Source organism: Aliiroseovarius sp. F47248L (assembly GCF_023016085.1).
Lineage (GTDB): Bacteria > Pseudomonadota > Alphaproteobacteria > Rhodobacterales > Rhodobacteraceae > Aliiroseovarius.
This window is the reverse complement of the sequence record NZ_JALKBF010000001.1, coordinates 194,574-208,844: the sequence shown is the minus strand read 5'-3', so window position 1 is coordinate 208,844 and position 14,271 is coordinate 194,574. Positions and strand designations below refer to the sequence as shown.

13 protein-coding genes are annotated in these 14,271 nt (G+C 57.5%); 7 read left to right on the top strand and 6 right to left on the bottom strand.

Features of this window, described 5'->3' with window-relative positions:
- Positions 1-72: 72 nt before the first annotated feature.
- The 5 genes from MWU51_RS01120 (at position 73) to MWU51_RS01100 (ending at position 4,684) form a co-directional block, all read left to right on the top strand.
- The gene (locus MWU51_RS01120; RefSeq protein ID WP_247033373.1) at positions 73-498 is read left to right on the top strand and encodes an Lrp/AsnC family transcriptional regulator; all 426 of its coding nucleotides are present in this window, start codon (positions 73-75) and stop codon (positions 496-498) included.
- A 61-nt stretch (positions 499-559) separates the two neighbouring features.
- The gene (gene trxC / locus MWU51_RS01115; protein WP_247033371.1) at positions 560-1,000 is read left to right on the top strand and encodes a thioredoxin TrxC; all 441 of its coding nucleotides are present in this window, start codon (positions 560-562) and stop codon (positions 998-1,000) included.
- A gap of 93 nt (positions 1,001-1,093) precedes the next feature.
- Complete coding sequence (locus MWU51_RS01110) at positions 1,094-2,584, top strand: di-heme oxidoredictase family protein (RefSeq protein WP_247033364.1); 1,491 nt, start codon at positions 1,094-1,096, stop codon at positions 2,582-2,584.
- Positions 2,581-3,609 (top strand): imelysin family protein, encoded by a 1,029-nt coding sequence (locus MWU51_RS01105; RefSeq protein ID WP_247033362.1) that lies wholly within the window; start codon positions 2,581-2,583, stop codon positions 3,607-3,609. The genes MWU51_RS01110 and MWU51_RS01105 overlap by 4 nt, the downstream gene beginning before the upstream one ends.
- 1 nt (position 3,610) lies before the next feature.
- Positions 3,611-4,684, top strand: coding sequence for a DUF1513 domain-containing protein (locus MWU51_RS01100; RefSeq protein WP_247033360.1), 1,074 nt, complete (start codon positions 3,611-3,613; stop codon positions 4,682-4,684).
- A 54-nt stretch (positions 4,685-4,738) separates the two neighbouring features.
- Here the strand turns inward: MWU51_RS01100 and MWU51_RS01095 are convergent, their stop codons facing one another.
- The 3 genes from MWU51_RS01095 to MWU51_RS01085 all read right to left on the bottom strand — a co-directional run bounded on the left by MWU51_RS01095 (position 4,739) and on the right by MWU51_RS01085 (position 9,023).
- Positions 4,739-7,243, bottom strand: a complete 2,505-nt coding sequence (locus MWU51_RS01095) for an FAD-dependent oxidoreductase (protein WP_247033353.1) — start codon at positions 7,241-7,243, stop codon at positions 4,739-4,741.
- Positions 7,244-7,352: 109 nt separating this feature from the next.
- Entirely contained in the window at positions 7,353-8,021 is a 669-nt protein-coding gene (locus MWU51_RS01090; protein WP_247033345.1) for a hypothetical protein, read from the bottom strand.
- A 15-nt stretch (positions 8,022-8,036) separates the two neighbouring features.
- Positions 8,037-9,023: a D-glycerate dehydrogenase gene (locus MWU51_RS01085; RefSeq protein WP_247033336.1), complete on the bottom strand. Its 987-nt coding sequence runs from the start codon at positions 9,021-9,023 to the stop codon at positions 8,037-8,039.
- 139 nt (positions 9,024-9,162) lie between these two features.
- Here MWU51_RS01085 and MWU51_RS01080 point away from each other — a divergent pair, with 139 nt between their 5' ends.
- On the top strand, positions 9,163-9,687 hold the full coding sequence (locus tag MWU51_RS01080) for an SH3 domain-containing protein (protein WP_247033333.1): 525 nt from the start codon (positions 9,163-9,165) through the stop codon (positions 9,685-9,687).
- Positions 9,688-9,738: 51 nt separating this feature from the next.
- Positions 9,739-10,653: a cation diffusion facilitator family transporter gene (locus MWU51_RS01075; protein ID WP_247033323.1), complete on the top strand. Its 915-nt coding sequence runs from the start codon at positions 9,739-9,741 to the stop codon at positions 10,651-10,653.
- Between the two features lie 2 nt (positions 10,654-10,655).
- Here MWU51_RS01075 and MWU51_RS01070 read toward each other — a convergent pair whose 3' ends face one another.
- The 3 genes from MWU51_RS01070 to MWU51_RS01060 form a co-directional block, all read right to left on the bottom strand.
- Entirely contained in the window at positions 10,656-12,680 is a 2,025-nt protein-coding gene (locus tag MWU51_RS01070) for a M3 family metallopeptidase (protein WP_247033316.1), read from the bottom strand.
- Positions 12,681-12,755: 75 nt separating this feature from the next.
- Complete coding sequence (locus MWU51_RS01065; RefSeq protein WP_247033309.1) at positions 12,756-13,238, bottom strand: GNAT family N-acetyltransferase; 483 nt, start codon at positions 13,236-13,238, stop codon at positions 12,756-12,758.
- On the bottom strand, positions 13,231-14,262 hold the full coding sequence (locus MWU51_RS01060; protein ID WP_247033302.1) for a HesA/MoeB/ThiF family protein: 1,032 nt from the start codon (positions 14,260-14,262) through the stop codon (positions 13,231-13,233). The genes MWU51_RS01065 and MWU51_RS01060 overlap by 8 nt, the downstream gene beginning before the upstream one ends.
- Between the last annotated feature and the right edge of the window lie 9 nt (positions 14,263-14,271).

The window sequence follows — 14,271 nt, the reverse complement described above, 5'->3', positions numbered from 1 at the left end:
AAATAATATGCATAACTATAAATGATTACACAATTGCTTGTCATATTTGGTTATTTCACTTAGCAAAATGTTATGCATATTTTTGACGACCTTGATCGCAACCTGATCGCAATCTTGCGTGAAGATGGCCGCGCGCCTATCTCAAAACTGGCCGAAATACTCGGTGTGTCACGCGCCACGGTGCAGGCACGCCTTGACCGTCTATTGGACAGCGGCGCGGTTCTGGGCTTCACGATTCGCGCACGACAGGACCATGGCCCTGACGGCGTTCATGCAATCATGATGATCGAAGTGTCTGGGCGATCCACCACTGCCGTTATAAAGCGACTACGCGGGTTGCCAGAGCTGCGCAGTTTGCACTCGACAAACGGGAAATGGGACCTAGTGGCACAGTTAACCGCCGAAAGTCTGACGGATTTTGATCGGGTGCTGCGCGATGTGAGGGTTGTCGAGGGTATCACCAACAGTGAAACCAGCATTCTGCTTAGCACGGTTTGATCTCTTGACGACTGCAGCTGCCACTATCATATGCAACTTACAGAATTCAAAGGAGCACCCGATGTCCAGCTCAGCCAAATTGACCTGCCTTGAATGCGGCAGCGTAAACCGTGTGCCAACCGATAAGCTGGGCGCTGGCCCCAAATGCGGCACGTGCGGCGCAAAACTGAACGACGGCAAGGTGCGTGAGTTGGATCCCGCCACGTTGTCCAAAGCCGCCAAGAACGATTACACGCCTTTGTTGGTGGATTTCTGGGCTCCGTGGTGTGGCCCGTGTCGGTCGATGGCCCCAGCCTTTGCGCAGGCCGCCCGGTCGATGTCTCCGCAAGCCCGGTTCGCGAAGATCAACACGGAAGACCACCCCAAAGTGTCTGTGAAAAACAACATTCGAGGCATTCCCGCACTAATCCTGTATCAAAACGGTAAAGAAATTGCGCGTCATGCCGGGGCGATTCCAGCCAATGCAATCGAAGCCTTTGTGCGCAAAAACGCGAAGCTGTAGCGAAGCAAGATAATCCCGACTATTTTTATCAGAGTCACTTTACCTTATCGGCTTGCCGCAATACAAACGGGGCGCATTCTATAGGAGCCTGAGATGCGCGGCCCGCTTTGTCTGGTGCTTTTCATTATTGGTGGCCACGTTGCGATGGCTGATGATTTGCCCCCCTGGGGTGAGCCGCATCTTGCCCCCATCCCCCGCACCGAAGCTGAGAAACTGCGGATTGACGCCGCAGTCGCGTCTGACCTTCATAAAGGTTCGCCCTACGAAAGCCGATCTGCAGGTGCAGCCACCGCGATGTCTCCTCCGGTTCATGCACCGTTTTCGGAACCAGCGTCAGGGCTGACAGCCATACAGGCGCTGGATTTCAGGCTGGGCGAGGCTCTGTTCGAAAAGCTCTGGGTCCAGGGGCCCGCTTCGACCATTTCATCGGACGGACTTGGCCCACTTTACAACGCCCGTGCCTGTTCCGCCTGTCACATCAATGATGGGCGAGGTCATCCACCAGAAGACCCTAATGACCCGACCCCCGGTCTGGTTCTACGTTTGTCGCAAATTACCTCGGATGGCCTAGTCTATCCCGATCCCCTTTACGGGTCTCAAATTCAAGATCGAGCAATATCGGGGCACTTGGCCGAAGGCTCACTTCGCATTGACTACGAAACCCAGCATGTCACCATGGCGGACGGTCTTGTCGTCGAGTTGCAGGCCCCAACCTACACGCTGGCGTCATCCAGCCAAGGCCCATTGAACGAACTTACCATGACCTCTCCGCGCATCGCGCCGCAAATGATCGGATTGGGATTAATGGAAGCGATCCCGGAAGCAGACATTCTGGCAAATGCGGACCCCGTCGACACCGACAAAGACGGCATTTCCGGCCGCCCCAACCGCGTCTGGTCGCGCGAATTTGATCAATGGATGCTGGGCCGGTTTGGCCACAAAGCGGGCAATCCTACGATACGTCAGCAGACCGCCGACGCAGCGAACGGCGATATTGGCCTGTCCAGCACTCTGTTTCCCACGCCGTATGGCGACTGCACTGCGCAGCAGACAAACTGCCGCACCGCACGCAATGGCAATTCGGCCCCGCAGGACAATCAGGAGCTTGGCGACACGGCGCTGGATCTCATGGCGTTCTACGCCGGCAATCTTGCGGTTCCGGTTCGCGCGAATGCAAATGATGCGCAGGTTCTCAGAGGGAAGTCTGTCTTTCATTCATCGGGCTGTGCAGACTGCCACCAGCCTGCCTTTGTGACACACCGATTGCCAGACGATCCCGTGCGGTCCTTTCAGCTGATCTGGCCATTCACAGACCTGCTGTTGCACGACATGGGCGACGGATTGGCCGATCACCGCCCGGAATGGCACGCCACGGGACGGGAATGGCGCACAGCGCCTTTGTGGGGGTTGGGGCGAACCGAACAGGTCAGCGGACAAAAGAGCTTTCTTCACGACGGACGCGCGCGCACAGTGTTAGAAGCAATTATGTGGCACGGTGGCGAAGCTGCGACAGCGCGCGAAAACACCCGCCTGTTGGGTTCGGAAGATCGTGCTGCCCTGATCGCGTTTTTGGAATCACTATGAAAAACCTAGTAACCTTTGTAACCGCCAGCATCTTGCCCTCGATTTTGTGGGCTGCTGACCAGACCCCAGCCATCGACTACAACGCATTGACCGACCGCATGCTTGCCGCTCTGGAACATCAGTTTGGTAAGTTTCAAGACGAAACTGCCTCCCTGTTCGACGCCGCAACCGCATATTGTGAAACGTCTGCTGACCGCACCTTGATCGAAGATGCTTTTGCAGATGCGTGGCGTGCATGGGCCCCGCTGGATGCCTATCAGTTCGGCCCAATCGAAACCCAGGCAGCGGCACTCACGGTCAATTTCTTTCCTGACAAAAAGAACTTTGTCGGTCGCGCGGTGACTGATCTTCTAAAGCGCCCGGAAGGCGAACAGGCAATCCCTGCCGTGATCGCCGCATCCAGCGCCGGCACCCAAGGCTTGCCAGCGCTTGAGCGGCTGCTGTTTGATGATGTTCAGACCTGTCCGGCCCTTGTCGGTGTGGCTGGAAATCTGGCCCAGATTGGACACGCACTTTATGATGGCTGGTTTGCGCCCGATGGTTGGGCCGACCTTGTCAGACACGCGGGTCCTGACAATCCGGTCTATCTGTCACATCAGGAGTTTACCCGCCAGATCATCACAGCGCTGGACTTTTCAATCCTGCGGTTGCGCGAGCACCGGATCGGGCGTGCACTCGGCACCTATGATCGCAGCTTCCCCACGCGGGCCGAAGCATGGCGATCCGGTATAACAAATGACATCATGATCGCGCAGATCGACGGCTTGATCGAAGTTGTCGACAGTGGTTTTGCCGATACCATCCCCGACGCAACACGGGCCAAAGTCACACAGAGCGCGCGGGATATTCAGACGCGCATTCAAGCCATCGGAGCACCACTGTCCGAGGCGTTTGACGATCCGCAGATGCGCATCCGCGTGGAGGCGCTGCAAACCAAACTGGACTATCTAAAGCTTCAGCTAGACCAGGAAATCGGAGAGTTTCTGGGCATTGATGCCGGGTTCAGCGCTGGTGACGGGGATTGACATGAAACGCCGCAGTTTTCTTGCAGGAGCCTCGGTCAGCCTTGGATTGGGTGGTCTGGTCGCACCGTCATGGGCGGCAGCCGGTGCGCCCGATTTCATCACAGCAGGAAACAAAGCTGACAGAACATCATGGCTCGTGGGGCTGACGCATAGTGGTGAAGTGGTATTCCAAATTCCGATTCCCAATCGGGGACATGCCGCGGCAGTCCACCCGCGGGCGGCTCATGCTGTGGCATTTGCCCGCCGCCCGGGCCGCTTCGCTGTTGTGATTGACTGTGCCAATGGCCGCGAAATTGCACGTCTGAAAACGCCCGAAGGTCGGCATTTCTACGGGCACGGGGCTTTTTCGGTTGATGGTACAACCCTGCTCACCACAGAAAACGATTATGACGCCGCGGCAGGTGTCCTTGGTATCTGGGACGCAACTGATGGCTATCGCCGTGTGGGAGAAGTGTCGTCCGGCGGGATCGGTCCTCACGAAATTCTCCGCCAGCCAAACGGCGGTTTTGTTGTTGCCAATGGCGGCATCCAAACCCATCCCGATATGGAGCGTGCGAAACTGAACCTGCCGACTATGCGTACCAACCTGACCTATCTGACGGCAGAAGCCGCGATTTTGGATCAGGCAGAACTGACCGGTGAAATGCACCAGAACTCGATCCGCCATATTGCAATTGATGGCGACGGTGCCGTCGTGGCAGCTTTGCAGTGGCAGGGCACGCCAACTCGGCATGTGCCGCTTGTCCTGCGTCATCGTATCGGGGCTGAATTCGAATTCATGCCACACCCCGATGACAGTCTTCTGAAAAACTATGCTGGCTCGGTTGCGATCTGCGCAAAGTCCGGGGACACCGCCGTTACGGGGCCAAGGGGCAACACGGTGATCTATTTTGATGCTGACAAAGGACCGCTTGGATCAGCGCATCACGGCACCGCGTCTGGTGTCGCTTCGGCACCAGATGGCGGGTTGTTGATTACACGTGATGGAGGGTTGGTGCATCGCGCAAATGGGGTTGAGACCTTGATACCCGTTGAAGGCCATTGGGCATGGGACAATCACTTGATTGCGCTGTAACAGCGCGAGAAAAAATGGCCCTGTGACGGGGCCATTTTTCTGGTTGTCCAATGATCACCCATCCTTGCGGATGGTTTCGTTTTTCGGGTCGTATGGGCTGTCCACAGTAATTTCGGCGTCCCACAATTTGTCGAACATTTTAACTTTTAGTTTTGTGCCCGGCGCAGCCAGTTCAGGGCGGACATAACCCATACCGATGGACTTTCCGAACGCGACCGAATAGCCACCCGAGGTCAAGCGACCCACCTTAGTATCGCCGTCATAGAGCGCTTCGCGGCCCCAAGGATCGGCATCTTCCGGCCCGTCGATCAACAGCGTAACGCATTTGGAACGGATTCCAGTGGCAAGCATCGCATCCTTGCCGTGGAAGTCTTTTTCAAGGTCTATGAAGCGCGGCAGGTCAGCTTCGACCGGGGTGGCGTCACGACCCAACTCGGTGCCAAATGCGCGATAGGATTTTTCCTGCCGCAGCCAGTTTTGTGCCCGTGCGCCAACCAGCTTCATTCCGTGCTTCTCGCCCGCTGACATCAGCAAATCCCAGAGGTAGTTCTGCATCTCGATCGGGTGGTGCAGTTCCCAGCCCAGCTCGCCCGTATAGGCCACGCGGATGGCATTGACCGGGCACATGCCCAGTTCGATCTTTCGCGTGGTCAACCAAGGAAAGCGTTTGTTGGAAAGGGCCGTCGCTGGATCGGCGTCAACGATCACCTCGTTCAAGACAGCGCGCGATTTCGGCCCGGCGATCGCGAATACACCCCATTGAGTGGTGACGTCCTGAATTTCGATATAGCCGAACTCTTCCATCTTGTCTTCGGCTGCCTTACGCAGGAAGTCGGCGTCATATTCGGTCCAGGCCCCGGCGGATACGAGGTAATAGTTACCTTCGCCATTGCGCACGATGGTGTATTCGGTGCGCGTCGTGCCCGCTGCCGTCAGGGCATAAGTCAGGTTGATGCGTCCAACCTTGGGCAGCTTGTTGCACGTGAACCAGTCAAGGAATTGCGTGGCACCCGGTCCTTTGACCACGTGCTTGGTGAAGGCGGTGGCGTCGATCAGGCCGACGCCTTCGCGGATCGCCTTGGCTTCTTCGACCGCATATTGCCACCAGCCGCCACGGCGGAAGGACCGGCTTTCTTCGTCAAAATTTGAAGGCGCATCCAGCGGTCCGTAGTAATTCGGACGTTCCCACCCGTTCATCCAGCCAAACTGCGCACCTTTTTCTTTCTGACGATCAAACGCTGGCGATGTGCGCAACGGGCGCGCTGCCGAGCGTTCTTCGTCCGGGTGATGCAGGATATAGACGTGCTCATAGCATTCTTCGTTCTTGCGCGCGGCAAACTCGGTGGTCATCCAGTTCGAGGAATACCGCTTGGGATCAAGCGAAGCCATGTCGATCTCGGCTTCCCCATCAACCATCATCTGGGCAAGGTAATAGCCGGTGCCGCCAGCGGCGGTGATGCCGAAGCTGAACCCTTCGGCCAGCCACATGTTGCGCAGACCCGGCGCGGGGCCAACCAGCGGGTTGCCATCCGGGGTATAGCAGATCGGACCGTTGAAATCGTCTTTCAAGCCGCTTTCCGCACAGGACGGCACGCGCTCGGCCATCGCCATGTATTGATCGGCAATCCGGTCCAGATCCAACGGGAACAGGTCGGCGCGGAAGCTGTCGGGCACGCCATGTTCGAAACGGGCGGGTGCGCCGCGCTCATAGATGCCAAGAATCCAGCCGCCGCGCTCTTCACGGGCATAGCTTTCATTGTCGGCGTCGCGCACAACCGGGTGCTCCGGGTTGCCCGCTTCGCGCCATTTCACCAACTCGGGGTCTTTGTCCATGACGATGAACGTGTGTTCGACCGGGATGGCGGGCATCTTGATGCCCAGCATCTTGGCGGTACGCTGCGCGTGGTTACCCGATGCGGTCACGACGTGCTCGGCGGTGATCACCACCTTCTCGTCGGACTCAACAAGGTTGCCACCCTTTTCCACCATCTTGGTGCAGGTGACCTCCCAGTGGGTGCCGTTCCAGTGGAAGTCGTCCGCCTGCATCTTGCGCACGATCTCAACGCCGCGCTGGCGGGCACCCTTGGCCATGGCCTGCGTCACGTCTGCCGGGTTAATATAGCCGTCTTCGGTGTGATACAGCGCGCCCTTCAGGTCCGAGGTTTCAATCAACGGCCAGCGTTCTTTGATCTGATCCGGGGTCAGGAATTCATAGTTGATGCCCACAGTATCAGCCGTCGTGGCATAGAGCATATATTCGTCCATACGCGCGTCCGTCTGGGCCATCCGCAGGTTTCCAACCACGGCAAAACCGGCATTCAGACCGGTTTCTTCCTCAAGTGTTTTGTAAAACTTGACCGAATAGTCGTGAATATGGGTTGTGGCGTAGGACATGTTGAACAAGGGAAGCAGCCCTGCTGCGTGCCATGTAGACCCCGAGGTCAGTTCATCCCGCTCAATCAGCATGACATCGTCCCACCCCGCCTTCGCAAGATGATAGGCAATCGAGGTGCCAACAGCACCACCGCCGACGACAAGCGCTTTGACTTGGGTTTTCATGGGGCGACTCCCTTGGGGTATTTGCGTTGCAACATAGATGCCCCATGGTCGGTAATCGTGCCAATCCAGCCCGACCTTTACCTGCGAGAAAACGACATTGACGCGGGATTCAGCGCCCCAATGCGTCGCCCAACCGGGTGACAGGCAAAACCGGGCCGATCAGCGCGGCCAGATCGGCACGCCGAGGGTTCATGGGATCAAACAGTGTCATGCACATGTAATCCTCGACCATCGCTGCCTGCGACTCAAACCCATAGGACAGATATGCGCCTGCCTCGCGCGCCGGCCAATAATAGGGATCACCGGGGCGAAGGCTTTCTGCCCCTGACCGACCCGGCGTGTATCCGGTGCGGCTGCGGTTCTGCCACTGCCAGACATGCACAAGCTCATGCATCATCAAAAGGGCGTGCGGCATTGGCAGGCTTTCAGGCCAGCCTTCGAACATGTCGTCACGGTAAAGATCGCGTTTCAGAAATACCTGGTTCCAAAGGACAAAGCCCGCTGGAAACTCGATTTTTCTGTCCGGCTGAGGCACACGATCGCAAACGCCTTTGGGCAGTTTGTGCGCGTAGTTTTTAGGCGCGCCTTTCGGGATGGGCTCTGCATCCGGCAGGGGCAAAATGCCGATCCCCGCTCGCACCCGCACCTTTTCGGTATCAAGACTGTCGCCAAACACAAGCTGCGACAGCTCAACCTCGGTTTCAGACAGTTTGCGAGCGCAGCCTGAAACGGCCAGCACCACCAACGACCCCAACACCAAGATCAGCCGCGCTTTCATTTGCAACAGATGGCCTTATAGCATGCCCGGCACGACCTGATCAGGCGGCCGGTGGCCATCGGCGAAGGTCTTGATGTTGATCAACACTTTTTCGCCCATCTCAATGCGTCCTTCGACGGTGGCCGATCCCATATGCGGCAATGCCACGACATTGGGCAAGTCCCGCAAACGTGGATTAATCTCGTTCCCATGCTCATAAACATCCAGTCCAGCACCCGCGATCTCGCCCGCGCGCAACATCCGGGTCAGGGCGTTCTCATCAATCACCTCGCCGCGCGAGGTGTTCACGATCACCGCATCCGACTTCATCAGCTTCAACCGTCGAGCGTTCATCAGGTGGAACGTTGACGGCGTGTGCGGGCAGTTGATCGACAGAACGTCCATGCGGGCTACCATCTGGTCAAGACTCTCCCAGTAAGTGGCCTCTAACTGCTCTTCGATTTTGGCGTGAAGGCGTTTGCGGTTGTGGTAATGCACCTGCATCCCGAAGGCCCGCGCCCGCATCGCAACAGCCTGACCGATTCGACCCATGCCCAGAATGCCAACGCGGCGGCCCTGAATCCGGTGGCCAAGCATCGCAGTAGGCGACCAGCCCGCCCATTCGCCTGACGCCATCAGCCGAATCCCTTCCGGGAACCGACGGGTCACAGCCAGGATAAGGGCAATCGCCATATCAGCGGTGTCATCTGCCGACACGCCCGCGGTGTTCGATACCAGAATACCGCGCTGACGCGCCGACCCTACGTCGATATGATCGACCCCGGCTCCGTAATTGGCGATCAGCCGCAACCTGTCGCCGGCCCCAGCCAGCATGTTCGCGTCGATTTGGTCATTGATCGTAGGGACCAGCACATCGCAGCGTGTCATCGCCTCGGCCAGTTCGGATCGGGTCATCGGTGTGTCATCATCCCGAAGCTCGACATCGAATAGTTCCGTCATCCGGGTCTCGACGACCTCGGGCAACCGTCGCGTGACAACAACACTCAGACGTTCAGCGGCCATGCCCGCCCTCCCTTTGGCTTTTCTTTTGCGCGTCTCCCTGACAAAGTGACAAGGAACGAGGCAAGGCACAAGCACCGCTGGGACGCAAACGAAAGAAAATTGCGCGCACGCTGGTGTGATACAGGAAATGAGGGTGGAAATGCGGTTTTCCAGAAGGTTGGCAGTGGTTGCAATCGCCATTGTTGCAACACTTTGGCACGGGCCGGTAAAAGCGGATCAGGGTCAAGGTTCTCAGAAACGCGGGTCTGTGACCAATCTGCCGATTCCACGGTTCGTTTCGCTGAAGACCTCGGAAGGGAATGTGCGGCGTGGACCGTCCTTGCGCCATCGCATAGATTGGGTTTTCAAACACCCGGGTATGCCGTTGGAAATCATCGGAGAGTTTGGTCACTGGCGTCAGGTGCGTGACCGGGACGGTGTCGGCGGATGGGTGCATTATTCGCTTCTGTCCGGTGTGCGTACATCTATTGTTGATACAGATCTCAGCCCGCTGTTCAGCCGAGCTGATACTGAAAGCCAGATTGACGCCTATCTTGAGGCTGGCGTTATAGCGCGGCTTGAAAACTGCGGCCTTGACTGGTGCAGGGTAAAGGCCGATGGCATTCGGGGCTGGACGCTCAAATCCAATCTTTGGGGCGTGCGTCCAAACGAAGTGATCGAATAGAACCACCCACCCCACTTGCGTCTGGTAAATCGGCTGGGTAAGCCGGAACCCATGACAGACGAGCGCATCAGACTGAACCTATCTGCCGGCATTGCTTCGGCATCAGTGGCGGTGACGCTGGTCGCGCTGAAGCTATGGGCGCTGGGTCAAACACAGTCGTTATCCGTCGCGGCATCGCTGGCCGACAGCGCTATGGACCTGATGGTGTCACTGGGGGCCTTGGCAGCGATCTGGTATGCCGCCCGCCCTGCCGATGATGATCATGCCTTCGGGCATTCCGCCGCAGAAGATCTTGCTGCTCTTGGGCAAAGCCTTTTCATCATGGCCTCGGCGGGTATCATCACTTGGGCCGCCATAGCGCGGCTTTTGTCAGGCGAGCCCGCGCCGATTATGGCCCATCAGCGCGGCATCGCGGTTATGGTTGTTTCTATCGGGCTGACCATCGGGCTGGTGCTTTGGCAACGGCGCGTGGCATCCCGAACCGGGTCGGCTGTCGTAAAGGCCGACAGCCTGCACTATCTTGGCGACCTTATCCCCAATATCGGCGCGATCCTGTCCCTTTGGGCTGCGAACCTGTTCGGGATGGAGTCCATTGACAGCGTCGTTGCCATCGGCGCTGCAATCATGCTGGTCGTCGGTGCTCTGCGAATTTTCAAAACCGCATGGGACGGGTTGATGGACCACGCCGCCGACCCCGATCTTGTTGCCGGGGTCGAGGATATCGCCCGCACCCATCCAGGCATCCACGGCTTTCACGATCTCAAGACACGCCGGTCAGGGTCAATCACCTTTGTGAACATGCACATTGAACTCGATGGCAGCCAAAGCCTGGACGAAGCTCATGCGATCGGTGCAAGTCTGCGCCGCGCGATCCTGCATGCTTATCCCGACACGGATGTAATGATCCACAAGGATCCCGTCGGGGTGACACCACACCCCGATGACCCGTCACGTCAGGATAGTTAAGCTCAGGCGTCCGCCAACCCGCGTCCTTTCAACAGCGCCTCCACGCCCGGCAATCGTCCGCGAAACGCAGTATAAAGGTCTTCTGCGTCGACCGATCCGCCTTTGGACAAGATGTGGTCCTCTAGCTTCTGCGCTATATCGGGGTCAAATGCATCGCCGGTTTCCGTGAACGCGTCGAAGGCGTCGGCATCCATGACTTCGGACCACATGTAGCTGTAGTAACCGGACGAATAGCCGTCGCCGGCAAACACATGCGCAAAATGCGGCGTGGCGTGGCGCATCTTGATGGCTGCAGGCATTCCGATACGTTTCAGCGTTGCCTCTTGCGCGACCATGGCATCCTTGGGTGCCGGACCATCATGGAAATCCAGATCGACCAAAGCGGACGATAAAAACTCTACCGTCTGGAACCCCATATCATGGGTCGAAGCCGCCAGAAGTCGCTTCAGCAGCGCCTTGGGCATCGGATCGCCCGTTTTGGCGTGGGTGGCGAACTTACCCAGCACCTCTGGCACCTCAAGCCAGTGTTCATAGAGCTGGCTGGGAAGCTCAACGAAATCACGCGCCACAGACGTGCCAGAGATCGATGGATAGGTCACATCTGATAACATCTGGTGCAGCGCATGGCCGAACTCATGAAACAAAGTGCGCGCATCATCCCAAGACAACAACGCGGCTTGACCCGTCTCGGGTTTGGCAAAGTTGCAGACATTGACAACGATGGGCCGAATATCACCTGCCAATTTTTGTTGATCGCGGATCGTCGAACACCACGCACCCGACCGTTTCGAGCCGCGGGCGAAATAATCCCCGATGAACACCGCCAGGTGCTTTCCGTCCCTCGTCACCTCCCACGCGCGGGCGTCGGGATGATAGAGCGCCACATCAAGCGGTGAAAACTCCAACCCAAACAGCTTGTGCGCTGTGTCAAACGCCGCTTCGATCATGCGATCCAGCTGCAGGTACGGTTTGATCTCGGCCTCGTCTAGATCATGTTCGACCTCGCGCCGCCGTTCCGCGTAATAGTGCCAGTCCCATGGCTCTAGATCACCGTTATAACCATCTGCATGTAGCATTTCTGTCATCTTGGCAGCGTCTGCCAAGGTTGACTTGAGGGCGGGTTCCCAAACTTCCATCAGCAATTCACGTACCCGTTCGGGATTGCCCGCCATCTCGGTTTCCAGCTTGAACTGGGCGAAATTATCATAGCCCAGCAAACGCGCGCGTTCTTCACGCAAGGCAAGTGTTTCGGCGGCAATCGCACGGTTGTCAGTCTCACCGCCATTCGCCCCGCGGGCGGTATAAGCCAAATATGCCGTTTTGCGCAGGTCGCGTCGGGGCGAATGTTGCAATAACGGCGTGATGACCGATCGCGACAGCGTGACCGCTGGACCGTCACAGCCCTTTTCCTGACCGGCAGCGCGGGCAGCATTGACGACAAAATCCGGCAGCCCGTCAATATCGTCCTCGGTCAGCGGCATGAACCATGATCGCTCATCAGCCAACAGGTTTTGCGTGAACTGAGTGCCCAGGGTCGCCAGCGTCTGCTGCACGTCTTTCAACCGATCGCGGTCCGCCCCCGTCAACAAGGCACCAGACCGAACAAATCGGCGGCGTGTCAGCATTAATACACGCTGTTGTTCATCCGTCAGGTCCAGCGTGTCGCGGGCCTGCCACAAGGCTTCAACCCGCGCAAACAGCGCTTCATTCATCATAACTTCCGATGAAAACGCAGCTAAACGTGGCGAAATTTTGCGCTGCAGTTCTTCCCGCGCAGGCGTGCTGTCGGCACCTGCAACATTATAGAACACGCCCAACACCCGGTCGAGCGTGGCATCAGACAGCTCCAACGCCTCAATCGTGTTGGCAAAGCTAGGGGCATCGGTATTTTTGGTGATTTTGCGAATGGCGGCGCGCGTCTGATCTAAGGCCGCATCAAACGCAGGTTCGAAATCTTCGTCCTTGATATCGTCGAAGGGCGGAAGCTTGAACGGGGTGTCCCATTGGGCCAGAAGCGGATTGGTCATCGGCAAATCTCCTTTGCGCAGAAGCTATGCCTCACGCTTATGGATTACCAGAGACAGCGGCGGACTTTTGTCAGGTTAATCCTGATCAAGATCGCGGCGAAAGGTTTCGCAGTCCAGATCCCCGACCGTGGTGTTTCCCGTTCGAATGAATCCCGCCTTCTCAAGCACACGTTTTGAGGCGATATTGTCGAGAAGTACGCGTGCTTCAAGCGCCCAGACACCCCGGTCGTATGCCTCTTGGCAGGCCATAGCGACAGCGCGTGTCGCGATGCCTTGCCCTGAATGGGCCTGTCCAATGCGATAGCCCAGTTGCGCCACACCGCCCTCCAATGCGGTCACGTTCACCCGACCTACAATCCGTCCACCGATTTTCAGCAAGAACATCATTTCACCCGCACTCACCTGTTTGTGCACAACTTCGGTCAGGGTGGTGAGGTTCCAATAGCTGTCCGGTCGTGGACCGACATGTTTTTCGAACCACAGTCGGTTCTTGACCTCAAAGGCAAACAGGCCGGGCACGTCATCTATACTTAAAGGGGCAAGTTCAAGATCAACCACAGCAAGGACATCCCTCGCGTCTTGCGGTGCGGATGATCCGGGTATCGGCATACAAGGCGTCATAGATCAGCATCCGCCCGCGCAAACCTTCACCCGCGCCGGTGATTTCCTTGATTGCCTCGGTCGCCATGATTGATCCGATGATACCGGGCAAAGGTCCGACTACACCTGCTTCGGAACAACTGGGCGCAAGGCCGGGGGCGGGCGCTTCGGGGAAGATACATTGATAGCACGGTACCCCGTTGGCTGGGTCAAATGTCGATACCTGCCCTTCCCACTGGCTCAATGCCCCGCCGATCATCGGTTTGCCAAGCTTTGCAGCGACACGATTAACCAGATAGCGGGTTTCAGAGTTATCCGTTCCTTCCAGCACCAGATCATAGTCGTGCATCAGATCTTCCGCGATATCATTGGTCAGGCGTCGCCGATAAGGCCGAACCACAATTGCGGGGTTTTGGGCACGCATCGCCGCTTCGGCCGAAAACACCTTGGGCATGCCAATATCTGCGTCCCTGTGAATGACCTGTCGTTGCAGGTTCGAGCTATCGACAACATCATCATCAATCACGCCTATGGTGCCCACGCCTGCCGCCGCCAGATACATGAGCGCAGGCGAGCCAAGACCCCCAGCACCGACCACAAGAACCCGTGCATTCTTCAGGGCCACTTGCCCCGGCCCACCGATCTCACGCAATACGACATGTCGGGCATATCTGTTCAGTTCAGCCTCCGAAAAGAGGCCTTCATCGGAGTTCGCAACAGGCACCTTTGGTGCGCGCGCTTTCAGCCATGACAAACCGCGCCCATAGAGCGCACCCAGTGAAATTACGGCAAACAATACCGCCCAAGACGTGAAGTTGCCGCCCAGCGCCCGTCGAATTCCCGCACCTTCCGGCAACACCAGATGGCTCAGCAACACGACTGCACCCAAAAGCGCCGTCAACTGCCATCGGCGCGCACTTGACAGGCCGCCATAGCTGCCGCCCACCCATATCACTGCCATCCAGATCAGAACCCAGATCACAATCGCCTC

What these genes read in the sequence shown, in the direction of transcription:
- MWU51_RS01100 (WP_247033360.1), top strand. Translation starts at nt 3,611, where the DNA reads ATGAAACGCCGCAGTTTTCTTGCAGGAGCCTCGGTCAGCCTTGGATTG.
- MWU51_RS01105 (WP_247033362.1), top strand. Translation starts at nt 2,581, where the DNA reads ATGAAAAACCTAGTAACCTTTGTAACCGCCAGCATCTTGCCCTCGATT.
- MWU51_RS01110 (WP_247033364.1), top strand. Translation starts at nt 1,094, where the DNA reads ATGCGCGGCCCGCTTTGTCTGGTGCTTTTCATTATTGGTGGCCACGTT.
- MWU51_RS01070 (WP_247033316.1), bottom strand. Translation starts at nt 12,680, where the DNA reads ATGACCAATCCGCTTCTGGCCCAATGGGACACCCCGTTCAAGCTTCCG.
- MWU51_RS01075 (WP_247033323.1), top strand. Translation starts at nt 9,739, where the DNA reads ATGACAGACGAGCGCATCAGACTGAACCTATCTGCCGGCATTGCTTCG.
- MWU51_RS01120 (WP_247033373.1), top strand. Translation starts at nt 73, where the DNA reads ATGCATATTTTTGACGACCTTGATCGCAACCTGATCGCAATCTTGCGT.
- trxC (WP_247033371.1), top strand. Translation starts at nt 560, where the DNA reads ATGTCCAGCTCAGCCAAATTGACCTGCCTTGAATGCGGCAGCGTAAAC.
- MWU51_RS01085 (WP_247033336.1), bottom strand. Translation starts at nt 9,023, where the DNA reads ATGGCCGCTGAACGTCTGAGTGTTGTTGTCACGCGACGGTTGCCCGAG.
- MWU51_RS01080 (WP_247033333.1), top strand. Translation starts at nt 9,163, where the DNA reads ATGCGGTTTTCCAGAAGGTTGGCAGTGGTTGCAATCGCCATTGTTGCA.
- MWU51_RS01090 (WP_247033345.1), bottom strand. Translation starts at nt 8,021, where the DNA reads ATGAAAGCGCGGCTGATCTTGGTGTTGGGGTCGTTGGTGGTGCTGGCC.
- MWU51_RS01095 (WP_247033353.1), bottom strand. Translation starts at nt 7,243, where the DNA reads ATGAAAACCCAAGTCAAAGCGCTTGTCGTCGGCGGTGGTGCTGTTGGC.